General features: G+C 58.1%; 23 protein-coding genes. 9 read left to right on the top strand and 14 right to left on the bottom strand.

The genetic code is table 11. From position 1 onward, the window contains the following. Positions 1-3 precede the first annotated feature (3 nt). The 5 genes from ribD to pgpA all read left to right on the top strand — a co-directional run bounded on the left by ribD (position 4) and on the right by pgpA (position 3,612). A complete protein-coding gene (gene ribD, locus MXF20_RS16220; protein ID WP_325970297.1) occupies positions 4-1,107 on the top strand; it encodes a bifunctional diaminohydroxyphosphoribosylaminopyrimidine deaminase/5-amino-6-(5-phosphoribosylamino)uracil reductase RibD in 1,104 nt (367 codons plus the stop codon). Between the two features lie 93 nt (positions 1,108-1,200). Then, positions 1,201-1,671 (top strand): 6,7-dimethyl-8-ribityllumazine synthase, encoded by a 471-nt coding sequence (gene ribE, locus MXF20_RS16215; RefSeq protein WP_021507162.1) that lies wholly within the window; start codon positions 1,201-1,203, stop codon positions 1,669-1,671. Positions 1,672-1,690: 19 nt separating this feature from the next. After that, complete coding sequence (gene nusB, locus MXF20_RS16210) at positions 1,691-2,110, top strand: transcription antitermination factor NusB (protein WP_325970296.1); 420 nt, start codon at positions 1,691-1,693, stop codon at positions 2,108-2,110. A 46-nt stretch (positions 2,111-2,156) separates the two neighbouring features. Beyond that, positions 2,157-3,134 (top strand): thiamine-phosphate kinase, encoded by a 978-nt coding sequence (gene thiL / locus MXF20_RS16205; protein ID WP_325970295.1) that lies wholly within the window; start codon positions 2,157-2,159, stop codon positions 3,132-3,134. After that, entirely contained in the window at positions 3,121-3,612 is a 492-nt protein-coding gene (gene pgpA / locus MXF20_RS16200) for a phosphatidylglycerophosphatase A (RefSeq protein ID WP_325970294.1), read from the top strand. Before thiL ends, pgpA begins: the two co-directional genes overlap by 14 nt. 49 nt (positions 3,613-3,661) lie before the next feature. Here pgpA and MXF20_RS16195 read toward each other — a convergent pair whose 3' ends face one another. The 4 genes from MXF20_RS16195 to xseB all read right to left on the bottom strand — a co-directional run bounded on the left by MXF20_RS16195 (position 3,662) and on the right by xseB (position 7,731). Continuing rightward, a complete protein-coding gene (locus tag MXF20_RS16195) occupies positions 3,662-4,636 on the bottom strand; it encodes an aldo/keto reductase (protein ID WP_325970293.1) in 975 nt (324 codons plus the stop codon). A 68-nt stretch (positions 4,637-4,704) separates the two neighbouring features. Then, a complete protein-coding gene (gene dxs / locus MXF20_RS16190) occupies positions 4,705-6,570 on the bottom strand; it encodes a 1-deoxy-D-xylulose-5-phosphate synthase (RefSeq protein ID WP_325970292.1) in 1,866 nt (621 codons plus the stop codon). Positions 6,571-6,589: 19 nt separating this feature from the next. Then, on the bottom strand, positions 6,590-7,489 hold the full coding sequence (gene ispA / locus MXF20_RS16185) for a (2E,6E)-farnesyl diphosphate synthase (protein ID WP_325970291.1): 900 nt from the start codon (positions 7,487-7,489) through the stop codon (positions 6,590-6,592). After that, the gene (gene xseB, locus MXF20_RS16180; RefSeq protein WP_021507169.1) at positions 7,489-7,731 is read right to left on the bottom strand and encodes an exodeoxyribonuclease VII small subunit; all 243 of its coding nucleotides are present in this window, start codon (positions 7,729-7,731) and stop codon (positions 7,489-7,491) included. The genes ispA and xseB overlap by 1 nt, the downstream gene beginning before the upstream one ends. A 234-nt stretch (positions 7,732-7,965) precedes the next feature. On the opposite strand from xseB, the gene thiI reads away from it, so the two are divergent. Beyond that, positions 7,966-9,414 carry a tRNA uracil 4-sulfurtransferase ThiI gene (thiI, locus tag MXF20_RS16175; protein ID WP_325970290.1) on the top strand — a complete coding sequence of 483 codons (1,449 nt, stop codon included), beginning with the start codon at positions 7,966-7,968 and terminating at the stop codon, positions 9,412-9,414. 115 nt (positions 9,415-9,529) lie between these two features. On the opposite strand, the gene yajL is transcribed toward thiI, so the two are convergent. Further along, positions 9,530-10,141, bottom strand: coding sequence for a protein deglycase YajL (yajL, locus tag MXF20_RS16170; protein WP_325970289.1), 612 nt, complete (start codon positions 10,139-10,141; stop codon positions 9,530-9,532). Further along, entirely contained in the window at positions 10,095-11,015 is a 921-nt protein-coding gene (panE, locus tag MXF20_RS16165) for a 2-dehydropantoate 2-reductase (RefSeq protein WP_325970288.1), read from the bottom strand. The genes yajL and panE overlap by 47 nt, the downstream gene beginning before the upstream one ends. A gap of 127 nt (positions 11,016-11,142) precedes the next feature. Between panE and MXF20_RS16160 the strand changes: the two genes are divergently transcribed. Next, entirely contained in the window at positions 11,143-11,634 is a 492-nt protein-coding gene (locus MXF20_RS16160; RefSeq protein ID WP_325970287.1) for a YajQ family cyclic di-GMP-binding protein, read from the top strand. On the opposite strand, the gene MXF20_RS16155 is transcribed toward MXF20_RS16160, so the two are convergent. Beyond that, on the bottom strand, positions 11,631-13,397 hold the full coding sequence (locus MXF20_RS16155) for a sigma-54-dependent Fis family transcriptional regulator (protein WP_325970286.1): 1,767 nt from the start codon (positions 13,395-13,397) through the stop codon (positions 11,631-11,633). The genes MXF20_RS16160 and MXF20_RS16155 overlap by 4 nt on opposite strands. A 262-nt stretch (positions 13,398-13,659) precedes the next feature. Here MXF20_RS16155 and MXF20_RS16150 point away from each other — a divergent pair, with 262 nt between their 5' ends. Further along, a complete protein-coding gene (locus MXF20_RS16150) occupies positions 13,660-15,180 on the top strand; it encodes an aldehyde dehydrogenase family protein (RefSeq protein WP_325970285.1) in 1,521 nt (506 codons plus the stop codon). A gap of 30 nt (positions 15,181-15,210) precedes the next feature. Beyond that, positions 15,211-16,251, top strand: coding sequence for an alcohol dehydrogenase AdhP (gene adhP / locus MXF20_RS16145; RefSeq protein ID WP_390975618.1), 1,041 nt, complete (start codon positions 15,211-15,213; stop codon positions 16,249-16,251). A gap of 56 nt (positions 16,252-16,307) precedes the next feature. Here the strand turns inward: adhP and MXF20_RS16140 are convergent, their stop codons facing one another. The 7 genes from MXF20_RS16140 to ampG all read right to left on the bottom strand — a co-directional run bounded on the left by MXF20_RS16140 (position 16,308) and on the right by ampG (position 24,556). Further along, positions 16,308-17,672, bottom strand: a complete 1,365-nt coding sequence (locus MXF20_RS16140) for an MFS transporter (RefSeq protein ID WP_325970284.1) — start codon at positions 17,670-17,672, stop codon at positions 16,308-16,310. A gap of 203 nt (positions 17,673-17,875) precedes the next feature. Further along, positions 17,876-18,763 carry a heme o synthase gene (gene cyoE, locus MXF20_RS16135; RefSeq protein WP_325970283.1) on the bottom strand — a complete coding sequence of 296 codons (888 nt, stop codon included), beginning with the start codon at positions 18,761-18,763 and terminating at the stop codon, positions 17,876-17,878. Positions 18,764-18,776: 13 nt separating this feature from the next. Further along, positions 18,777-19,106, bottom strand: coding sequence for a cytochrome o ubiquinol oxidase subunit IV (locus MXF20_RS16130; RefSeq protein WP_022549333.1), 330 nt, complete (start codon positions 19,104-19,106; stop codon positions 18,777-18,779). After that, positions 19,106-19,720, bottom strand: coding sequence for a cytochrome o ubiquinol oxidase subunit III (locus MXF20_RS16125; RefSeq protein WP_021507179.1), 615 nt, complete (start codon positions 19,718-19,720; stop codon positions 19,106-19,108). The genes MXF20_RS16130 and MXF20_RS16125 overlap by 1 nt, the downstream gene beginning before the upstream one ends. Then, complete coding sequence (gene cyoB / locus MXF20_RS16120; protein WP_325970282.1) at positions 19,720-21,702, bottom strand: cytochrome o ubiquinol oxidase subunit I; 1,983 nt, start codon at positions 21,700-21,702, stop codon at positions 19,720-19,722. The genes MXF20_RS16125 and cyoB overlap by 1 nt, the downstream gene beginning before the upstream one ends. Positions 21,703-21,706: 4 nt before the next feature. Then, complete coding sequence (gene cyoA / locus MXF20_RS16115) at positions 21,707-22,630, bottom strand: cytochrome o ubiquinol oxidase subunit II (RefSeq protein ID WP_031279652.1); 924 nt, start codon at positions 22,628-22,630, stop codon at positions 21,707-21,709. 438 nt (positions 22,631-23,068) lie between these two features. After that, the gene (gene ampG / locus MXF20_RS16110) at positions 23,069-24,556 is read right to left on the bottom strand and encodes a muropeptide MFS transporter AmpG (RefSeq protein ID WP_325970281.1); all 1,488 of its coding nucleotides are present in this window, start codon (positions 24,554-24,556) and stop codon (positions 23,069-23,071) included. Positions 24,557-24,573: the final 17 nt, after the last annotated feature.

Genomic DNA, 24,573 nt, shown 5'->3' with positions numbered 1-24,573 from the left:
TCCATGACCGATGCGCATTACATGGCGCGCGCGCTGGAACTGGCGCGGCGCGGACAATATACCACCACCCCAAATCCTAACGTCGGCTGCGTTATCGTGCGCGACGGCGCGATCGTGGGCGAAGGCTGGCATCAGCGCGCCGGTGAACCGCACGCGGAAGTGCACGCGCTGCGCATGGCGGGCGACCACGCACGCGGTGCGACCGCGTATGTCACGCTGGAACCCTGCAGCCATCACGGTCGTACGCCGCCGTGCTGCGATGCGCTGATTGCCGCCGGCGTCAGCCGGGTGGTCGCGGCGATGCAGGATCCCAATCCGCAGGTGGCCGGGCGCGGCTTGTATCGTTTACAGCAGGCCGGCATCGACGTGAGTCACGGCCTGATGATCAACGACGCGGAAGCACTGAATCGCGGTTTTCTCAAACGCATGCGCACCGGTTTTCCGTGGATTCAGCTCAAACTTGGCGCCTCGCTGGATGGTCGTACCGCCATGGCCAGCGGCGAAAGCCAGTGGATCACTTCGGCAGCGGCAAGGCGCGATGTGCAACGTTTACGTGCCCACAGTTCAGCTATCCTTACCACCAGCGCCACCGTGCTGGCGGACAACCCGTCGCTGACGGTGCGCTGGGATGAACTGAGTGAGACGGTGCGCCAGCAGCTGGATGAGAGCCAGCTGCGTCAGCCGGTGCGGGTGGTGATTGACAGCCAGCAGCGCGTGACGCCACAGCATCGTTTGATCGCCCAGCCCGGCGAAACCTGGCTGATGCGCACCGAGGCTGATGCACAACGCTGGCCACCGGGCGTGAGCCAGATTGAAGTGCCGCCGCGCGGTGAGCAGCTGGATCTGGTGGCGATGATGATGCTGCTCGGTCAGCGTCAAATCAACAGCGTGTGGGTCGAGGCCGGTGCCGGTCTGGCCGGTGCGCTGCTGCAGGCCGGGCTGGTGGATGAACTGATTGTTTATCTGGCGCCGAAACTGCTGGGTAATGCCGCGCGCGGCCTGTGTGCGCTGCCGGGACTGGAAACGCTGGCCGATGCGCCTGCACTGAATTTTAGCGACGTGCGTCAGGTTGGCGAGGATTTACGGCTGACCCTGACACCACGCTGAGCATGCACGGAAAAGCCTGAGCGCGTTGCCGAAGAGTATGATAGAATCCGCCCCCTTCTGCGGGGCCATAAAACAAACACCCAAAGGATATGTATGAAAGTTATCGAAGCTGCTGTTGCCACGCCTGATGCCAACATTGCCATCGTTATTGCGCGTTTTAACAATTTCATCAATGACAGCCTGCTGGACGGTGCGGTTGACGCGCTGAAGCGTATTGGCCAGGTCAAAGCGGAAAACATCACCGTGGTCTGGGTACCGGGCGCTTACGAGCTGCCGCTGGCGGCACGCGCCCTGGCGAAAACCGGCAAGCACGACGCGATCGTTGCACTGGGCACGGTGATCCGTGGCGGTACCGCGCACTTCGAATACGTGGCGGGTGAAGCCAGCTCCGGCATTGCTCACGTGGCGATGAACAGCGAGATTCCGGTGACTTTCGGCGTCCTGACCACCGAGAACATCGAGCAGGCGATTGAACGCGCCGGCACCAAAGCGGGTAACAAAGGCGCCGAAGCGGCCCTGACCGCACTAGAAATGATTAACGTATTGAAAGCCATCAAAGCCTGATTTTTGTAAGGGGAATTTTGTGAAACCTGCTGCTCGTCGTCGCGCCCGTGAGTGCGCTGTCCAGGCGCTTTACTCCTGGCAGTTGTCCAACAACGACATTGCCGATGTGGAATACCAGTTTCTGGCGGAACAAGACGTCAAAGACGTCGATATTAGCTATTTCCGCGAACTGCTGGCCGGTGTGGCGACCAACAGCGCGTTCCTGGACGGCCTGATGAAGCCTTACCTGTCGCGCCAGCTGGAAGAGCTGGGCCAGGTAGAAAAAGCCATCCTGCGCATTTCGCTCTATGAACTGAGCAAGCGTGACGATGTGCCGTACAAAGTGGCGATCAACGAAGGTATCGAACTGGCTAAAGTGTTTGGTGCTGAAGACAGCCACAAATTTGTTAACGGCGTGCTGGATAAAGCCGCTCCGCAAATTCGACCGAACAGAAAATAAGTGCAAAAGGCCGGCTCACCGGCCTTTTTTCATTGAGACCTGATTTATGTCCTGTGGTGAATTCGAACTGATTGCACGTTATTTTAACCGCGTCACCAGCTCCCGCCGCGATGTGGAGAAGGGAATTGGTGACGACTGCGCGTTACTTAACGTGCCGGAAAAACAGACGCTGGCCATTAGCACCGATACGCTGGTGGCGGGCGTGCATTTCTTACGTGATATCCATCCGGCCGATCTCGGCTACAAAGCGCTGGCGGTTAACCTGAGCGACCTGGCTGCCATGGGCGCCGATCCGGCATGGTTAACGCTGGCTTTGACGTTGCCTGAGGTGGATGAACCCTGGCTGGCGGCGTTCAGCGACAGCCTGTTTGAGCTGCTGGATTACTACGATATGCAGCTGATTGGCGGCGATACCACGCGCGGGCCGCTCAGCCTGACGCTGGGCATTCACGGCCTAGTGCCGGCGGGCCGTGCGCTGAAGCGTTCCGGAGCCAAACCGGGTGACTGGATTTTCGTCACTGGCACGCTGGGCGACAGCGCTGCCGGCCTGTCGCTGCTGCAACATCACCATCGCCTCAACGATCCGGCCGTGCACGAAGTGCTGATTAAGCGCCATCTGCGCCCGATGCCGCGCGTGCTGCAGGGTCAGGCGCTGCGTAATCTGGCGACGTCGGCCATCGATCTGTCCGATGGGCTGATCTCCGATCTCGGCCACATTCTGACCGCCAGCCGCGTCGGTGCCCGCATCAATCTGGATGCGCTGCCGCTGTCGGCGGCGCTGCGTGACCACTTCGAGCCTGAGCAGGTGCTGCGCTGGGCGCTGAGCGGCGGTGAAGATTATGAGCTGTGCTTCACGGTACCGGAGGTCAATCGCGGTGCGCTGGACGTGGCGCTGGGCCATTTTGGCGTGGCGTATACCTGCATCGGCCAGATTGCGCCGGAGTCAGAAGGGCTGACGCTGCTGGAGCACGGCAAGCCGCGCAGTTTCCATCACAAGGGATTTGATCATTTTGACGCTAAATAAAGATGTGGCCAAAAGCCGCCTGCGCATGGCCAACCCGTGGCACCTGCTGGCGACCGGCTTTGGCAGCGGCCTGAGCCCGATTATGCCGGGCACCGCCGGTTCGATCGCGGCGATTCCTTTCTGGTGGCTGATGACGCAGCTGCCGCTGCAGATCTATTCGCTGCTGGTGCTGATTGGCATTAGCGTCGGCGTTTATCTGTGTCACCGCACCGCGCGTGACATGGGCGTGCATGACCACGGCAGTATCGTGTGGGATGAGTTCATCGGCATGTGGATTACGCTGATGGCGATACCGGCGATGAGCTGGCAATGGGTGCTGGCCGGTTTTGTGATTTTCCGCATTTTTGACATGTGGAAGCCGTGGCCAATCCGCTGGTTCGACCGTAACGTGCACGGTGGCATGGGCATTATGGTCGATGACATTATCGCCGGGGTGATTTCAGCGGCGATTTTGTATGGGCTGGGGCTGGTGCTTTAATGCCCACCCAGTGACATCAGGTCGCCCTGAAGGCGACCTGGTTAAACAGTTATTCGAATCCTACCACCGGATGCGGCTGATACACTGTTTCCAGCTCGGCAATATCAGTTGAACTCAGCTCCACGTCGACGGCTTTCACCAGTTCGGCAAACTGTTGTTCGCGCGAGGCGCCGATAATCGGTGCGGTGACGGCCGGTTTGTGCAGCAGCCACGCCAGCGCCACCTGTGCGCGCGTCACGCCTTTGTCTGCGGCCACCGTTGCCAGCCGTTCCGCAATCGCCGCGTCGTTCTCCTCGGTGCCGGTATAGAGTTTTTCCATCACGTTATCGGACACCGAACGCGCGGTGGTTTCTCCCCACGGCCGCGTCAGCTTACCGCGCGCCAGCGGACTCCACGGCAGCACCGCGATACCTTCGCGCTGACACAGCGGATGCATCTCCTTCTCTTCTTCGCGCTGAATCAGGTTGTACTGATCCTGCATGCTGACAAAACGCGCCCAGCCATTCTGCTGCTGTAACTGCAGCGCCTGCGCAAACTGTGTGGCATGCATCGAGGAAGCGCCGATGTAACGCGCTTTGCCTGACCGCACTACCTGATCGAGCGCTTCCAGCGTCTCTTCGATCGGCGTGGCGTAATCCCAGCGGTGAATCTGCAGCAGATCGACATAGTCCATGCCGAGCCGCGTCAGGCTGTCATCAATCGACTGCAAAATATTGTTGCGTGACAGCCCCTGCGACAGGTTGCTCAGCGGAAAGTAGACTTTGGTCGCCACCACCACCCGATCGCGCTGCGCATAATCTTTGAGCGCGCGACCGAGGATCTCCTCACTGCTGCCGTCGGAGTAGCTGTTAGCGGTGTCGAAGAAGTTGATGCCCGCGTCCAGCGCCTGCTTAATCAGCGGTCGGCTGCTCTCTTCCGGCAGCGTCCAGGCGTGATTACCGCGCAGCGGATCGCCATAGGTCATACAGCCTAAACAGAGACGTGAAACCTGCAGATCGGTCTGGCCTAAACGAACGGTTTTCATGAAGGGCTCCTGCTCTTATGCGTGGGGTTTTACCCTCAAGCATAGCAGCAGGAGCGGGGGACGGGCGGTTACTGCGCCAGCCAGGCGGCGATTTGCTGCTGGATGCCGGCGGCGTCGAGCTGATAATCCTGACGCACTTCTTCCTGCGTCCCCTGCGGAATGAACTCATCCGGCAGGCCGAGGTTCAGCACCGGCACGCGCAGGCGTTTTGCCATCACGTATTCGTTGACGCCGCTGCCGGCACCGCCTTTGATCGCGCCTTCTTCCAGCGTAATCAGCGCGTCGTGGCTGGCCGCCAGCTCGCTAATCAGCGCTTCATCCAGCGGCTTAACAAAGCGCATGTCAACCAGCGTGGCGTTGAGCGCGTCGGCAGCAGCCTGTGCTTCCGGCAGCAGGGTGCCGAAATTGAGGATCGCCAGCTGCTCGCCGCGGCGCTTAATTACCCCTTTGCCAAGCGGCAGGCTGGCCAGCGGTTCCAGCGTGGCACCGGTGCCGGTACCGCGCGGATAGCGCACCGCGCTTGGGCCGTCCTGATAGTGATAGCCGGTGTAAAGCATCAGGCGGCATTCGTTTTCATCGCTTGGCGTCATGATCACCATGCCTGGCACGCAGCGCAGATAAGCGATATCAAATGCGCCCTGGTGCGTCTGGCCATCAGCACCGACAATACCGCCGCGATCGATAGCAAACAGGACCGGCAATTGCTGAATCGCCACGTCGTGAATCACCTGATCGTAGGCGCGCTGCAGGAAGGTCGAGTAGATCGCCACTACCGGCTTGTAACCGCCGATGGCCATGCCCGCGGCGAACGTCACCGCATGCTGCTCGGCGATCGCCACGTCAAAATACTGCTGCGGATAATCACGCGAGTAGCTCACCATGCCAGAGCCTTCGCGCATGGCCGGCGTCACCGCCATCAGCCGCGCATCGTCGGCGGCCATCTCGCTCAGCCAGTTACCAAAAATCTTTGAGTAGCTCGGCAGGCCCGGCGCGCTTTTTGGCAGCGAGCCGCTGGCCGGATCGAATTTCGGTACCGCGTGCCAGGTGATCGGATCTTCTTCCGCCGGTGCGTAGCCTTTGCCCTTTTTGGTCATGATGTGCAGGAACTGCGGCCCTTTCAGATCGCGCATATTCTTCAGCGTGCTGACCAGCGTCAGTACATCGTGACCGTCGACCGGACCGATATAGTTAAAGCCCAGCTCCTCAAACAGCGTGCCCGGCACCACCATGCCTTTCAGGTGCTCTTCGGTGCGCTTTACCAGCTCTTTGATCGGCGGCAGCCCGCCCAGCACGCGCTTGCCGCCTTCGCGCAGGCGTGAATAGGTTTTCCCCGACAGAATCTGCGCCAGGCGATTGTTGAGCGCGCCCACGTTCTCGGAGATCGACATTTCGTTGTCGTTGAGGATCACCAGCATATCCGGCTTGATATCACCGGCGTGGTTCATCGCTTCAAACGCCATGCCGGCGGTAATCGCGCCGTCACCAATGATACAGGCGGTGCGCCGGCCTTTCCCTTCACGTTCGGCGGCCACGGCCATGCCGAGACCGGCGCTGATGGAGGTCGACGAGTGGCCCACGCTCAATACGTCGTACTCGCTTTCACCGCGCCACGGGAACGGATGCAGGCCATTTTTCTGCCGGATAGTGCCGATGCGATCGCGGCGGCCGGTGAGAATCTTATGTGGATAGGCCTGATGGCCAACGTCCCACACCAGATGATCAAACGGGGTGTTGTACACATAATGCAACGCGACGGTCAGCTCGACGACGCCCAGACCCGAAGCAAAGTGGCCAGACGAGCGGCTTACGCTGTCCAGCAGATACTGACGCAGCTCATCGCACAGGTCCGGAAGTTGCTCTTTTGGCAGTAAACGTAATTCCTGAACCGTGCCTGCTAATGCCAGTGTCGGGTATTTTGCAATATCAAAACTCATCAGAGACTCATTATATAAGTTATTTATCGCGTTCAATTATAAAGCTGGCCAGAGCCTGCAGCGCGGTGGTGTCATATGACTGTGCCGCCAGCACCTCCAGCGCGCCCAGTGCTTCGCGATAGAGATCCTGCGCTTTGGCCCGCGCGTTATCCAGTCCCAGCAGCGCCGGATAAGTGCTTTTCCCCAGCGCCTGATCGGCTCCCTGGGTTTTGCCCAGTACGGCGGTATCACCGACCACGTCGAGGATGTCATCCTGCACCTGAAACGCCAGTCCGATGGCGTTGGCGTAGATATCCAGCTGCGGCAGCGCATCGCGGCCCGCAGCCCCAGCAGTCAGTGCGCCGAGACGCACAGCGGCGCGGATCAGCGCACCGGTTTTGTGGCGATGAATCTGCTCCAGCTGGTGCAGATCGACGGATTTGCCTTCGGCGGCGAGATCCAGCGCCTGGCCACCGCACATGCCGGCCACGCCGCTGGCCTGCGCCAGTTCGGAAATCATGGCAATGCGATCCTGCGGGCTGACGCCGGGCATCGGCTGGTCCGCGAGGATGGTAAACGCCAGGGTTTGCAGGGCATCGCCGGCCAGAATCGCCGTGTCTTCGCCATATTTGATATGGCAGGTTGGCTGCCCGCGACGTAACGCATCGTCGTCCATCGCCGGCAGATCATCGTGAATCAAAGAATACGCGTGAATGCACTCCACCGCTGCGGCCGGTGCATCCAGGCTGGACGCCTCGGCCCGCAGCATTTCGCCGGTGGCATACACCAGAAACGGGCGCAGGCGCTTACCGCCTAATAGTGCCCCATATTGCATGGCGTTCACCAGAGGAGAACTCTGAAAAGGAAGTGGATCTATTAAGCGCGTCAACGCCTGGTTCACGCGCTCATGGTAGGCGCGCTGCAGTTGCACGAAATCCATCACTCATTTTCCGGCGTGAAAGGGGTGAGCGGGGCGTCTTTGTCGTCGCTCAGCAGAATCTGCACGCGCTGTTCTGCCGCCTGCAGGGTTTGCTGGCCGCTGCGTGCCAGCTGTACGCCGCGTTCGAATTCATTCAGCGCCTCTTCCAGCGGCAGTTCGCCACTCTCCAGACGGCTGACAATCTGTTCCAGCTGCTGCAGTGCGTTTTCAAAACTCACAGGCGCTTCGGCTTTTTTCGGCATAATCAGTGTCGACTCACAGGTTGGGACATTATGTTGCAATCGGTCATGGTAGCCGACGGGCATTGATTAGCAAAATAATCAATGCGGCGAAGGTTGCTTACAGCAGTCACCCGACAAAGGTGATATACTTGCGCGCCTCGGATGCGGTGGCTGAAGCCAACCCGCAATTATATGATTTTACCAGCTAAGTGCTGATGATTTTAGCACTTATTTGCCCAACGAAGCTGTGTCGCCATGAAGTTTATCATCAAGCTCTTCCCTGAAATCACCATCAAAAGTCAGTCGGTGCGCCTGCGCTTTATCAAAATTCTGACCGGTAACATCCGTAATACCCTGCGTACCCTTGACGACGAGATCGCCGTGGTGCGCCACTGGGATCACATCGAAGTGCGCGCGAAGAAGGAAGCCCTGCGCGCCACCGTCACGGAAGAGCTGACGCGTATTCCCGGTATTCATCACGTGCTGGCAGTTGAAGACCGTGCCTACACCGACATGCACGATATCTTCGAGCAGACGCTGGCGCTTAACCGTGAGCGGCTGGAAGGCAAGAGCTTCTGCGTGCGCGTGAAGCGTCGCGGTAAGCACAGCTTTAGCTCGCAGGATGTGGAGCGCTACGTCGGTGGCGGCCTCAACCAGCACATTGAAAGCGCGCGCGTGCAACTGAATCACCCGGATGTGACGGTGAATCTGGAGATTGAAGACGATCGCCTGCTGCTGATCACCGGCCGTTATGAAGGGCTGGGCGGCTTCCCGATCGGTACCCAGGAAGATGTGCTGTCGCTGATTTCCGGCGGCTTTGACTCCGGCGTTTCCAGCTACATGCTGATGCGCCGCGGCTGTCGCGTGCACTACTGCTTCTTTAACCTCGGCGGTGCGGCGCATGAAATTGGCGTGCGCCAGGTAGCACACTATCTATGGCAGCGTTTCGGCCGTTCGCATCGCGTGCGCTTTGTCGCCATCAACTTTGAACCGGTGGTGGGCGAGATTCTGGAAAAAGTCGACGACGGTCAGATGGGCGTGGTGCTGAAGCGCATGATGGTGCGTGCGGCGTCGATGGTGGCTGAGCGCTATGGCGTGCAGGCGCTGGTGACCGGTGAGGCGCTGGGCCAGGTCTCCAGCCAGACGCTGACTAATCTGCGTTTAATTGATAACGCGTCCGACACGCTGATTCTGCGCCCGCTGATCTCGCACGATAAAGAGCACATCATCAATATTGCGCGTCAGATCGGCACCGAAGACTTTGCTCGCACCATGCCGGAATATTGCGGCGTGATTTCGAAAAGCCCGACGGTGAAAGCGGTGAAGGCGAAGATTGAAGCCGAAGAGCAGAACTTCGATTTCGATATTCTGCAGCGCGTGGTGCAGGAAGCCACTAACGTCGATATCCGCGAAATCGCTGAGCAGACCGAAGAAGAGGTGGTGGAAGTAGAAACCGTCGCGTCGTTCAGCGGCAACGATGTGGTGCTGGATATCCGTGCGATTGATGAGCAGGACGACAAGCCGCTGGCGCTGTCAGGCGTTGAGGTGAAATCGCTGCCGTTCTATAAGCTGAGCACCCAGTTCGGCGATCTCGATCAGAGCAGAACCTGGCTGCTGTACTGCGATCGCGGCGTGATGAGCCGGTTGCAGGCGTTGTATCTGCATGAGCAGGGCTTTAAGAACGTGAAGGTTTACCGTCCATAACCGCGGCGTGCGTTAAGCCTGGTGCAGATAAAATCGGGTGCACGCCAAACCGGGTGCGCACCCAACACTTAACGCGCAATCGTCCTGCAGGGTCGCCATTGATGGCGACCTTTTCTTATTCGCGCTCTTCAAATTCCTGATAATTATAAATCCCTGCCGCCAGCACCAGCTGTGACGCCACGTCGCGCGCCGTCTCTTTATCCACCAGCAAATCAATCAGCTTCAGGGCAAAATCGATCGCCGTGCCCGGTCCCTGACTGGTCAGCAGATTAACGCGCGGATCCCACACCACACGGCGCTCCATCCATTTTCCTTCCGGAATGGTGTGCTTCAGACCCGGAAAACCGGTCATGTTACCCACCGGAAACAGATCATGTGGCACCAGCACCGTGCCCGGCGCGGCACAAATCGCCGCGACGATATTGCCTGCCAGATGGCACTGACGCACCGTCTCCACCAGCAGCGGGCTGTCGCGGAAGGTTTCAGCACCTTTAATACCGCCCGGCAGGACGATGGCGGCAAAATCGTTATCCGCCACCTCAACCAGCGGCGCATCAGCCAGCAGACGCACGCCGCGCGAGCAGACGATTTCGCGCGTGCCGTCGCTCTCCACGCTGGCGGTGGTGACCTTCAGGCCGGCGCGGACCAGCAGGTCAATGGTGGTGACCGCTTCGGTCTCTTCACTGCCATGGGCCAGGCAAACCAGCACTGATGCGTTCGCGCTCATATTGGGACTCCTTGCGTTTAATCAGGTCGTACAAACGGGTATTTTCCGGCAGTGCGATGCCCTGCGCGCGGGCGCGGCGCAGCAGGTAGCCGGTAATGTAATCAATCTCAGTCTGACGCTGCGCGCGCACATCCTGCAGCATTGAGGAGACATTCGCGGCGGTACTGTCGATAACGTCGTAAATGATGTCACGCAGGTTATCCAGCGCGATATGCTGGCCCTCGCGCTCCATCACCCAGACCAGCTCTTCACACAGCCGGTTGATCTGTTCCGGCCAGGCGCGCAGCGCGCCGTTCTGGCAGTCGTGCTCAACCGTTACCGGATTAATCACACAGTTGACCGCCAGCTTACGCCAGCTGGCCGACGCGATGTTGTCGTGCCACGCCACATCCGGCAATGCCTGGTGCAGGATATCGGCGATATCGCTCAGCGCCGCGCTTTCGCGTCCGGTCGGCCCGATGTGAGTCACACCCTGCGCCACGTGTTTGATCACCGTGCCGTCGCGCATCGCCGCATGCGTCGTAATACCGCGCAGCAGCGGCTGCTGTATCTCTTTTAGCTCTTCAACCGTGCCCATGCCGTTGTGCAGCAGCAGGATTGGCGCGTGACGCGGCAGCACGCTTTGCAGATTTTTCACTGCCGGGGATACCTGCGGTGCTTTCAGGGTAACCAGCAGCAACTGGCTGTCGGCCAGAAACAGCGGATCGTTGGCGATGAAGGTGTGATTGCTGACGTGGCCCTGCGGGTCGACCACGTTGACCGAGCAGTACGGCTGCGGTACGCGCAGCCAGCCCTGAACCTCATGTCCCTGGCGTGCAAGGGCCGCGAGCCAGACCTGACCCAGGGCACCGCAACCCAACACGGTAATTTTCATTGTGCCTCCCGCTGGCGGGTGGGTGAATGGATGTCACACCCTTAATTATAGCTTTCCGCGTCGCGTGTTTTCTTAGTGCGACAAGACGCGTATTATGCATGTCACTTTAGTATCAGGAGAAGAAAAGATGCCATCTTTCGATATCGTTTCCGAAGTCGAACTGCCGGAAGTGCGTAATGCGGTGGAGAATGCCAACCGCGAGATCTCAACCCGTTTCGATTTCCGCAACGTGAGCGCCAGCATTGAGCTCAACGAAAAGAATGAGACCATCAAAGTCACCAGCGAATCTGATTTTCAGGTGAAGCAGCTGGTGGATATTCTGCGTGAAAAGCTGCTGAAGCGCGGCATTGAAGGCGCGGCGATTGAAGTGCCGGAAGAGATTGTGCACAGCGGTAAAAGCTGGAGCGTGGAAGCGAAGCTGAAAAAGGGCATCGAGAGCGATGTCGCGAAAAAGATCGTTAAGCTGATCAAAGACAGCAAGCTGAAGGTACAGACGCAGATTCAGGGTGAAGAGCTGCGCGTCACCGGTAAATCACGCGACGATCTGCAGGGTGCGATGGCGCTGGTGCGCGGTGGCAACCTTGGCCAGCCGTTCCAGTTCAAAAACTTCCGCGACTAATCCCCTTTGTCGCGTGCCGCACGACGATACAGCGTGCTGCGCGCGACGCCCAGCGCCTGCGCTGCTTTACTGATATTGCCTTCATAGCGCTGTAGCGTGTCACTGATCAGCTGTTCATCGTGACGTTCACGCAGCGGCAATGCCGGCGCACGGCGATACTCCGCCGGCAAATGGCTTTCCGTCAGCACTTCGCCTTCATCGGCCAGCGCCAGCAGCACGCGCAGCAGACTGCGGAGCTGACGCACATTGCCCGGCCATGGCTGCTGTGCCAGCGCCGTCAGCAGCGCCGGAGACAGCGCAACACCACGCTGATCGGCTCCCAGCTCCTGCCATAAATTGCGGATGAAGCCAGCAACATCCGGCCAGTCGCGCAGCGGCGGAATGGTCAGCGCAAACTCCTGCAGACGATAGAGCAAATCTTCACGAAACTCGCCGGCGGCGACGCGCTGGGCCAGATCGCGATGCGTGGCGCAAATCACGGCAAAATTCACCGGCCAGCTGCGGCTGGAGCCGAGCGGTGCCACCTCTTTTTCCTGCAGCACACGCAGCAAACGGGTTTGCAGCGCCAGCGGCATATCCCCAATTTCATCCAGAAACAGCACGCCGCCGTCCGCTTCACGAATTTTGCCAATGTAGCCATTTTTACTGGCACCGGTAAACGCGCCAGGCTGGTAGCCAAACAGTTCGGATTCAATCAGCGCTTCCGGGATGGCTGCACAGTTAATGGCGACAAACTTGCCGGCGCGCCAGCGGCTCTGCTGATGCAGCGCGCGGCTGACATATTCTTTGCCGCTGCCGGTTTCGCCATAAATGCACAGCGAAACGCCGGCATCCAGAAGCCGCACCATTTTTGCACCGTCGCCCCGCAGCGCGCAGGGCAGGTCCTGCGCGCGGCTGTCCGACACGCTGACGTGGCTGCGCTGCGGCGCACGCAGCCGGAACCAGTAACGCTGCGTGCCAATATCGACTGCAGCGGGAACGCTGTTGGCCTGCTGCGGCAGTTGCGGAAACAGCTGCTGAAACGTCAGGCTGGCAAAGCGGTCGGCGCTGAGCGCCAGCTCACGCATCGCCAGCCGGTTGGCCGCTGTCAGCACGTTATCCGAGAACACCAGCAGCAGTTCATCACTGGTATCGATGCCCTGCGGTTGTGGATGCAGACTGAGCAGCCACTGCTGCGGATGCAGGCTCTGCTTCACCCACAGATACTCGATCTGTTTGGCCGCCGCTTTCACCCGGTTCAGCGTATGCGGATGGGAAAAGTGCGCCGGGCCGGAGATATCCAGCACGCCGGCAATCTGGCCGTTGGGCATCTGCAGCGGCATCGCGGCGCAGTACAGGCCCTGATTGCGCGTCAGGAAATGCTGCTGGCCGTCAATTTCGCAGCCATCATCAATCGCCAGCGCGGTGCCGATCGCGTTGGTGCCGCGTCCGCATTCGCTCCATAAATTCCCCGGCGCGAGGGCAAAGCGCTGCGCTTTCTCCAGTGCCTGCATATCGCCAAAGGTGTTCAGCACCAGTCCGCTGGCATCGGACAGGATCACCACCGACTGCGTGTCGGCCATCTGCTGCGCCAGCTGCCGAATCACCGGTTGCGCAAACTGCTGCAGGCCGGCGTTGCTGGCCAGTACATCGGCCAGCTCGCCCTGGCGCACGCGCGGGAAATCGTCGGCGCTGCGCTCCAGCCCATACAGCTGACTGCGGAACCAGGAGTCGCTTAACAGCGGGTTGGCGTGCACGGCAGACGCGGCAGAATTTCCCTGCATGAGTGACCTCAGAACGGCGTGAAAGTGTTGCAACATTGTAGCGCTCGGGTTTCTGCACTGTTGCGATACGCAACACAGATACGGCGTTTGTCCTGGGCGATGGGCGATTTTTGTGGCGAGGTAAAATCATAGCTTATTGAAAAATATTGCTTTTATAGCAGAGTCGATGAGTGAGAAAAAACTGGCACGCGTGCTGCAATAACCGATGCAGGCAGTTGCGCTGCCTGTTCAGACCCTCTGACCTGATAATAAGGAGTTTGCGATGCGTTATGCACATCCCGGTACGCCCGGCGCGCTGGTCTCTTTCCCGGCGACCTACGGCAACTATATCGCCGGCAACTTCACCGAGCCGCTGAGCGGCCAGTACTTTATGAACACCTCGCCGGTTGACGGCAGCGATATCGCTCAGTTCCCGCGCTCCGACGCGCGTGACATCGATCTGGCGCTGGATGCGGCGCATCAGGCGGCGGATGCCTGGGGCAAAACCAGCGTGCAGCAGCGCGCCAACCTGCTGCTGCAGGTGGCCGATCGCATGGAAGCCAATCTCGAAAGGCTGGCGGTAGCGGAGAGCTGGGATAACGGTAAACCGATTCGCGAGACGCTCAACGCCGACCTGCCGCTGGCGGTTGACCATTTCCGCTACTTTGCCGGCTGCCTGCGCGCGCAGGAGGGCAGCACCGCCGAGATCGACGAAACCACGGTGGCCTATCACTTCCACGAGCCGCTCGGCGTGGTCGGGCAGATCATCCCGTGGAATTTCCCGCTGCTCATGGCGGCGTGGAAGCTGGCACCGGCGCTGGCCGCCGGTAACTGCGTGGTGCTGAAACCAGCCGAACAGACGCCGCTCGGTATTACGCTGCTGATGGAGCTGATTGGCGATCTGTTCCCGCCGGGCGTGCTGAATGTGGTGCAGGGTTTTGGGCGCGAAGCCGGGGAAGCGCTGGCCACCAGTAAGCGCATCGCCAAAATTGCCTTTACCGGCTCCACGCCGGTCGGGCGCCACATCATGGCCTGCGCGGCGGAGAACATCATTCCCTGCACCGTCGAGCTGGGCGGCAAATCGCCCAATATCTATTTCGCGGATGTGATGTCGGGCGAAGAGGAATTCATCGAGAAAGCGGTTGAGGGGCTGGTGCTCGGCTTCTTCAATCAGGGCGAAGTCTGTACCTGTCCTTCGCGTGCGCTGATTCATGAATCAATTTATCAACCCTTTATGGAGCGGGTGCTGGCGAAGGTTGCCACCATTCGCCGCGGCGATCCGCTCGATACCGACACCATGATCGGCGCTCAGGCTTCGCGCCAGCAACTCGACAAAATCCTGTCCTATATCAACATCGCCCGTGAAGAAGGCGGTCAGATTCTGACTGGGGGCGAGCGTGCACACATCGCCGCAGAGCTGGATAACGGATTCTACATCCAGCCCACCCTGATTAAGGGCAGCAACCAAATGCGCTGTTTCCAGGAGGAGATTTTTGGGCCAGTGATTGGCGTCACCACGTTCCACGATGAGGCAGAGGCGCTCGCGATCGCCAATGAAACCCAGTTTGGTCTGGGCGCGGGCGTGTGGACGCGCGATACCAATCTGGCGTATCGCATGGGCCGCGGCATTAAAGCCGGTCGCGTCTGGACCAACTGCTATCACATCTATCCCGCCCATGCGGCATTCGGTGGCTACAAGCAGTCGGGCGTCGGGCGTGAGACCCACAAAATGGCGCTCAGCGCCTATCAACAAACCAAAAATCTGCTGGTCAGCTATGGCACAGCGCCACTGGGGCTGTTCTGAGTCCGCATCCGATCAAATGGAGAGTGAAAGATGAATATGCAAATCAAAACCACCATGAAAGCCGCCGTTGTAAAGGCGTTTGGCGAACCGCTGGTGATCGAGCAGGTGCCGGTGCCGTCCGTCGGGCCGGGGCAGATTCTGGTGAAAATCGCCGCCACCGGCGTGTGTCACACCGACCTGCACGCCGCCGAAGGCGACTGGCCGATCAAGCCTAATCCGCCGTTCATTCCCGGCCATGAAGGCGTCGGGCAGGTGGTAGCCATTGGCGAGGGCGTGAAACATCTCAAACTGGGCGATCGCGTCGGTGTGCCGTGGCTCTATTCGGCCTGCGGTCACTGCGAGCACTGCCTCGACAGCTGGGAGACGCTGTGTCTGTCGCAGCAGAATGCCGGCTATTCGGTCAACGGCAGTTTTGCCGAGTACTGCCTGGCGGATGCGAACTACGTCGGCATCATTCCGGACAACGTTGAGTTCAACGAGGTCGCGCCGATTCTGTGTGCCGGCGTGACGGTCTACAAAGGCCTGAAGATGACCGATACCAAACCGGGTGACTGGGTGGTGGTTTCCGGCATCGGCGGCCTGGGGCACATGGCTATTCAGTATGCGGTGGCGATGGGGCTCAACGTGGCGGCGGTCGACATCGACGACGACAAGCTGGCGTTTGCCAAACGGCTCGGGGCCAGCGTGGTTGCCAATGCGAAGCAGGTTGACCCGGCGAAAGTGTTTCAGGAGAGCTTTGGCGGTGCGCACGGCGTGCTGGTGACGGCGGTATCGCCAAAAGCGTTTGAACAGGCGATCGGCACGCTGCGTCGCGGCGGCACCATGGTGCTTAATGGCCTGCCGCCGGGTAAATTCGATCTGTCGATTTTCGACATGGTGCTGGATGGCATTACGGTGCGCGGTTCGATTGTCGGCACGCGTAAAGATCTGCAGGAAGCGCTGGATTTTGCCGGTCGCCATAAGGTGAAAGCGAATGTCGCGGTTGAGCCGCTGACTAACATCAACGATATCTTTGCGCGCATGCACGCCGGCAAAATTGAAGGGCGTATTGTGGTGGATATGTCGCTGTAGTGACACTGAGCGGACCGCGTGGAGCCAGAGCATCGCGGTCCGCTATGGCTAAAGCATTAACTGCTGGCGAGCAGCGCCTCCAGCTCCACGCGGCTCGTCACTTTGCTGTCAATTTTAATGTAGGCACTTTTCTCTTCCGGCACGATAAACACCGATGCCACACCGGGCTGCGCGCGCAGCCGCTTCTCCAGATTCGGTACTGCCAGCACCGCATCGCTCAGCACCAGGCGCAGGCTGCTGACATACGGCGGTTCCTGCATTGACATGGCGACAAACAGCCATGCCGCTGCCACTATCGCGCCGACCAGAAACACCGTTTGCGCATCGACGTGGCCGAAGATCCAGCCGCCCAGGCTGCCGCCAATCGCGACGCCAATAAACTGGCTGGTGGAATAAATCCCCATCGCCGTGCCCTTGTAGCCCGCCGGCGACTCTTTGCTGATCAGCGACGGCAGAATGGCTTCCATCAGGTTAAAGGCGAGGAAAAACAGCTGGACGCCAATCACCAGCGTCCAGAAGTGACCTGCGGCGCCCCACAGCACGATTTCGGCGATGATGATCAGCGCCACACAGCCGACAAACACGCGCTTCATGCGGCGTTTCACTTCGGCATAGATAATAAACGGCACCACGGCGACAAACGCCACCAGCATGGTCACCAGATACACTTTCCAGTGTTCAGCCGCCGGGAAGCCGGCCTGTTCAAACTGGCCCGGCAGCGCGACGAAGCTCGACATCAGCAAAATGTGCAGGCAGAGAATGCCGATATTTAGCTTCAGCAATTTGGGATTGGCCAGTACCGCGCGAATGCTGCCTTTGACCATGCCGGATTCGCGGTTCAGCACGTGGCCCGGCGCATTCGGCACCACCAGCAGGGTGATGACAATGCCCAGGCTGGCAAGCAGGGCGATCATCCAGAACAGCGCGTGCAGACCGAGCGCGTGGGTGACAATCGGGCCGACCACCATGGCGATCGCAAAGGTGACGCCGAAGCTGATGCCGATAAACGCCATCGCTTTGGTGCGGTTCTGTTCACGGGTCAGGTCTGACAGCAGCGCCATCACCGCCGCGGCAATCGCCCCGGAGCCCTGCAGCGCCCGGCCGAGGATAATGCCCCAGATGGAGCTGGTGGTGGCGGCAATGATGCTGCCAAGCACAAACAGCAGCAGGCCACCGACAATCAGCGGCTTGCGGCCAATACGGTCGGACAGCAGACCAAAGGGGATCTGAAACACCGCCTGCGCCAGACCATAAATACCAATTGCCAGACCGATTAACGTTTCGCTGGCGCCCTGCAAAGCCATGCCGTAGGTGGTCAGCACCGGCAGGACCATAAACATTCCCAGCATGCGCAGGGAAAAAACTGTGCCTAAACCCCATGTTGCCCGAAGCTCAACTGGTGTCATTCTATTATCGTTCATTCCAACCTCTGTAAGTTTATGCCCCTGGCACTTCAGGTTGCAGAGGCGCAGGCTGCGCGCCCTTATCTGCCACCCGAATCACCGGAACATGCAGCGCTTATTTTAGGAAGCGGGGCAGGGCGGGTAAAACAATTGTTTTTAAGCAGTGGTAACAAAAAGAAAGGGCGCGAAATTCGCGCCCTTGTCCGGAGTGACGGTCTGACTTACCAGACGTAAGTCAGCAGGTCTTTGGAGGCCGGGGCCATAAAGTCCACCGACATCATCACGCTCAGTGCAGTGATGGCGACAATCGAGAACACAAACAGCTTACGTGCCCAAACTTTATCGTTTGAGGTTTTGTAACCTGACAGTGCCATGCCGAGCCACCACACGCTTACCGCGGCAGCGACCACCAGATATTTGTAGCCAGCATAGCCGCCCAGCGTAAGCATCAGGGTGGCAATCATGAACGCCAGGATATACAGCGTAATATGATTTTTCGCCACCGAGATGCCTTTCACCACCGGCAGAACCGGAATGTTGGCGGCCTGATAATCTTTGAAGCGGAAGATGGCAATCGCGTACGAGTGCGGCATCTGCCACAGGCTAAAGATAGCCAGTAAGATTAACGCGCCGGCATCAAACTGGTTGGTCACCGCGCAGTAGCCAATTACCGGCGGCGCTGCGCCGGAGAGGCTGCCAATCAGCGTGCCATAGACCGAATGACGCTTCATGTAGAGGCTGTAAATGCCGACATAGACGACGAAGCCCATCACCGCCAGCCACATGGCCAGCGGGTTAGCGCCAAAATACAGCAACGCAAAGCCAGCAATACCCAATGCGGTTGCATAAACCAGGCTTACTTTCGCCGAGATCAGGCCTTTGACCAGAACACGGTTCCGCGTTCTCTCCATTTTGATGTCGATGTCGCGGTCAATCACATTGTTGAATACACAACCGGATGCGACCACCAGCGAAACGCCCACCAAAGCGACGAGAAACAGGGGGTAATCAATGCTGCCTTTTGAAGCCAGCAGGAATCCACCGATCACAGAAATTAAATTGCCGAAAATAATTCCTGGTTTTGTTACTTGCAGGTATTGCTTAATCATTACGCGTGACTCTTTAGTGGGCCATCATGTTGTAGTTGAGGTTCCACATAATCCACAGTGAGCCGATCACCACAATCAGGATAATGACTGCGGAGAAGACAATGGCCACCATGTTCCAGCCACCCTCGGATTTGCTGTCCAGATGCAGGAAGTAGACCAGGTGCACCAGCACCTGAACCACTGCGCACACCAGAACCACACCCAGAATGGTGCCGTGAGAAGCACTGCCATCCATCACCATCCAGAACGGGATCGCCGTCAGGATGATTGAAAGGATGAAGCCGATCATGTACGACTTCACGCTACCGTGAGATGCACCATGTTCGTTTACAGAATGACTCATTACATGGCCCCCATCAGATAGACAACGGTGAATACGCAGATCCACACCACATCCAGGAAGTGCCAGAATAGGCTCAGACACATGATACGGGTGCGGTTGGTGGCGCTCAGACCGCGTTTAGCGATCTGGAACATCAGCACGGCCATCCAGATCAGACCAGAGGTCACGTGCAGACCGTGCGTACCGACCAGCGTAAAGAAGCCAGACAGGAAGCCGCTGCGGTCAGGACCGAAACCTTCCTTTATCAGGTGATGGAATTCATAGATTTCCATCCCGATAAATCCGGCACCGAACAGGAAGGTCAACGCCAGCCAGCTGATGACCGAACCTTTGTTCTGGTTGTTCATCGCGATCACTGCCATGCCATAAGTAATGGAGCTCAGCAGCAGCAGCGCGGTTTCAACCAGCACGAACGGCAGTTCGAAGATATCTTTACCTGCCGGGCCACCGGCAGTGTTGTTAACCATGACCGCATAGGTCGCAAACAGGGTTGCGAAGATAATGCAGTCACTCATCAGGTAGATCCAGAAGCCAAAGACTTTATTGGCTCCCGCATCGTGATGCCCATGCTCCGCATGGGCGTCGTGGTGGTGTTTCACGGTTTCAGTTGACATTATTTCAGACCTGCTTTGCTGATGTCATCAAAGTGCTTCTTCTCGATCTTCTCGATTTCAGCAACCGGTACGTAGTAATCCACGTCTTCATCGAAGCTCTTCACAATCCAGGTCACGATGGTGCCAAGGAAAGTAAGACCTGCCAGCCACCAGATGTGCCAGATCAGGGCAAAACCGAAGACTGTCATGAAGGCTGCGATAACAATGGCCGCGCCGCTGTTTTTCGGCATATGAATTTCTTCATATTTTTCTGGCTGCTTGTACGCTTCGCCTTTCTCTTTCATTTCCCAGAACGCATCACGCTCGTGGATATGCGGGATCACAGCAAAGTTGTAGAACGGCGGAGGTGAAGAGGTTGCCCACTCCAGCGTACGGCCGCCCCACGGGTCACCGGTCAGATCGCGGTTCTGCTCACGGTCACGCACCGATACCCAGAACTGGATAAGCTGGCACAGAATACCGCAGGCGATCAGCGCCGCACCGCCTGCTGCAACCACCAGCAGAGAGTGGAACTGCGGATCGATGTCCTGGCTCAGACGACGGGTCATCCCCATGAAGCCCAGCGCGTATAGCGGCATAAAGGCAACGAAGAAGCCAATGATCCAGAACCAGAATGCGCGTTTGCCCCAGGTTTCGTTCAGGGTGAAACCGAACGCTTTCGGGAACCAGTAGGTCACGCCAGCCATACAACCGAACACCACACCACCGATGATAACGTTGTGGAAGTGTGCAATCAGGAACAGGCTGTTGTGCAGCACGAAGTCTGCGCCTGGCACCGCCAGTAGTACGCCGGTCATCCCGCCAACGGAGAAGGTAACCAGGAAGCCGATGGTCCACAGCATCGCCGAGTTGAACTCGATACGACCCTGATACATGGTGAACAGCCAGTTGAAGATTTTCACCCCGGTCGGAATCGCGATGATCATCGTCATGATACCGAAGAAGGCGTTTACGTTCGCGCCGGCACCCATGGTGAAGAAGTGGTGCAGCCAAACGATGAACGACAGAACGGTAATAGCGATGGTCGCCCACACCAGCGAGGTGTAACCGAACAGACGCTTTTTCGAGAAGGTAGCCGTGACTTCAGAGAAGACACCGAACACCGGCAGAACAAGGATGTACACTTCCGGGTGACCCCAGACCCAGATCAGGTTGACGTACATCATCATGTTACCGCCCATATCATTGGTAAAGAAATGGAAGTCGAGGTAACGATCAAGCGTCAACAGAGCCAGCGTCACGGTCAGAACCGGGAACGCAGCGATAATCAGGACGTTAGTACACAGTGCTGCCCAGGTGAACACCGGCATCTTGAACAGGTCCATGCCCGGTGCACGCATCTTCAGGATGGTCACGAAGAAGTTGATACCGGTCAGCGTAGTACCAATACCGGAGAGCTGGAGACTCCAGATCCAGTAATCGACCCCGACGCCAGGACTGTATTCTGCCCCCGAAAGCGGTGGGTAAGCCAGCCAGCCGGTCTGCGCGAATTCGCCCACACCCAGTGACAGGTTAACCAGGATTACACCGATAGCGGTGAACCAGAAGCTCAGGTTGTTCAGGAACGGGAAGGCAACGTCACGGGCACCGATTTGCAGCGGAACCGCGATGTTCATCAGACCCACCACGAAAGGCATCGCCACGAAGAAGATCATGATCACGCCGTGGGCGGTGAAGATCTGGTCGTAGTGGTGCGGTGGCAGTATGCCTGCTTCCCCGGCGGAAGCCATAACCTGTTGGGTACGCATCATTACCGCATCGGCAAAGCCGCGCAGCAGCATGACGAAGGCCATGATAATGTACATGATACCCAGTTTTTTGTGGTCGATGGAGGTTAACCATTCAGACCACAGATACTGCCACTTACCGAAATAGGTAATAGCAGCGATCAGCGCCAGACCACCAATGATGATACCGGCGACCGTAACCATGATAATGGGTTCATGGTAGGGCACTGCATCCAGTGTTAATTTTCCGAACATCGTATTATTCCTCGGCTCCCGCAGCTGCGGCGTGATTCATGTCCATGCCTTCGTGCGACATGTCCATTTTCCCGTGGCTCATCATGAACTTATCAATAACCTGCTTGAACAGTTCCGGATTCGCAGTTGAGAAATATTCCACCGGGTGATTTTCGCTTGGCGCAGCCAGTTTTTCGAAATCATCCATGGTGGTCAGCGTGTTAGGTGCCGCTTTAACTTTGGCAACCCACTGCTGGAATTCCGCATCGTCTTTGGTGGCAATGGCTTTGAACTTCATGCCAGAGAAACCGCGACCGCTGAAGTTAGCAGAGATACCGTCGAACGTACCTGGCTCATTGGCGATCAGGTGCAGTTTGGTCTGCATACCCGCCATGGCGTAGATCTGGCTGCCGAGCGTAGGAATAAAGAAGGAGTTCATGACGGAGTTCGAGGTGATCTTGAAGTTCACCGGAGTATTTGCCGGGAAGGCAATCTGGTTGACGGTTGCAATACCCTGTTCCGGGTAGATGAACAGCCATTTCCAGTCCAGTGCCACTACGTCGATCTCAACCGGTTTCACGTCAGAGGCCAGCGGTTTGCTCGGCTCCAGCGCGTGGGTTGATTTCCAGGTCAGCACGCCGAGGAAGAGAATGATCAGGATCGGAATGGTCCAGACCACGGCTTCCACTTTGTTAGAGTGTGACCAGTTAGGGCTATACTTCGCGTTGGTATTGGTTGCCCGATATTTCCAGGCGAACACAACAGCCATTAAGACTGCCGGAATAACGACGATCATCATCAAGCCGAAAGCTGTCAGAATCAGTGAACGTTGCTCCAGTGCAATCTGTCCCTTGGGATTTAACAACGCACTATCGCAGCCGCTGAGTAATACAGCGCCTGCAATTAATGACAAAATCCCCAAACTTTTATTGTATTTCCTGAGTCTCATTTAACGACCTCAATGACAAAGGGCTCTATTGTCGTTTAAGTGTGCGCGCATTTTACGGGAAGGTTTATGCAGTGTAAACCAGCTTAAGGATGTGTCAGAAGCCTGTTGACACCTTTTGCTAAGGGTGTCACAGATGTTGCGCAGGGTGACAAATTATTAACTGTGACAAGCAGTTGGCGGCAATATAACAAAAACCAATGACATTAACCGCAGAGAAATCAGGGAAAGCATAAACCGGAGTTTTAATACTCATTTATTTAACAATTCTGCATCATTTTGGCGATGAAATTTCTACAAATTAATTGCTCACCGGATTTAAATATTGCGCAGGATTGTTAATTTAATGTTTCTATTTCGCGTTAAAAAAAATGCTATCGCTTAAAATTCGCCGGGAGCTATTTTTAAGCGATTTATCCCCGTCTGGCAAATAGCGCAGCGTTAATGTGCACGATTTGACGCTGTTTTTCTTAATGCCAGCCAGTCCAGCATCACGCCGAGCAGCACCGCCAGCAGCGCCAGTGTCATGCCGGCCTCAAACAGATGCGTCGGCAGCATCGCGCTGTGCCAGACATCCGCCGCACTCAGCGCCAGCGCCAGCAGCCACAGCGCCAGCAGCGCACAGCCCGCCGCAAACAGGCGTACCGTCCAGCGATAGCCCTGCGGCCACAGGCTGCGCTTGATGAACTCACCGCTGTGCTGCATTGCCTGCAGCGTGCCGCGACACGCCCACAGCAGCAACAGGCCTGGCACGGCGGCCACCACGGTGAAGGCATAAAACACCGGCCAGCCCCACAGTTCGACCAGCCAGCCAGCCGCCGGACCGACATACACGCGTCCGACCGCCGACAGCGCTGACAGCAGCGCAAACTGCGTGGCCGAGAACGATTTGTTGCACAGCGTCATCAGCAACGCGACAAAGGCGGCGGTGCCCATGCCGCCGCACAGGTTTTCGATAAACACCGCGCTGGCCATGCTCCACAGATGCGGTGGCGTCACCGCCAGCAGCCAGTAGGCAAAATTAGACACCGCCTGCAGCACGCCGAAGATCATCAGCGCGCGGAACAGGCTCAGGCGCTGCATCAGCACGCCGCCGTACAGCGCACCGATAATGGTCGCCAGCAGGCCGAGCGTCTTGTTCACCAGCCCGACATCCCCGGCGCTGAAGCCCACGCCGCGAATCAGGAAGGTGGTGGTGAGCGAAGCGGCGAACGCGTCGCCCAGCTTATAAAGGATGATCAAGGTGATCAGCAGCCAGGCGTTGTTGCGCTGAAAGAAATCCTTCAGCGGAAACGCCACGGCCTGACGCAGCGAGTGCGGTTCGCGCGCCGGCATCTCCGGTTCACGCGCCAGCAGCGTGGCAATCAGTCCGGGCACCATCAGCAGCGCCATCAGCCAGTAGGTGGCCTGCCAGCCGAGATAGCGATCCGCCAGCCACAGCGCCAGGCCGCCGGAAATCAGCATCGCCAGCCGGTAGCCGAGCACGGTAATCGCCGCGCCGCTGCCGCGCTCTTCTGGCGGCAGCACATCGGTTTTCCACGCATCGAACACAATATCCTGTGAAGCAGAGCAGAAGGCCACCAGCACCGCCAGTGCCGCCAGCAGGGTAAGATCGCGTGACGGCTGCATAAAGCCCATCGCCACAATGCCGGCAATCAGGGCGAATTGCGTGATCAACAGCCAGCCGCGCCGCCGGCCAAGAAAAGGAGGCGTGTAGCGATCCATCATCGGCGACCACAGGAACTTAAACACGTAAGCCTGACCGACAAGGGAGAAGAAGCCAATGGTTTTCAGGTCGACATTCTCTACCGTCATCCACGCCTGGAGCGTACCGGCGGTGAGCGCCAGCGGCAGACCGGAAGCGAAACCGAGCAGCAGCAGGACCGCAGCGTTACGTTGGGTAAAAATACGCAGATAGTGAAATGTCATAGCCAGCCTGAGATGAA

It is taken from the genome of Pantoea dispersa (assembly GCF_035783935.1).
Lineage (GTDB): Bacteria > Pseudomonadota > Gammaproteobacteria > Enterobacterales > Enterobacteriaceae > Pantoea > Pantoea dispersa_C.
The sequence above is the reverse complement of the archived record's forward strand: the minus strand, read 5'-3'. Positions and strand labels throughout refer to the sequence as shown.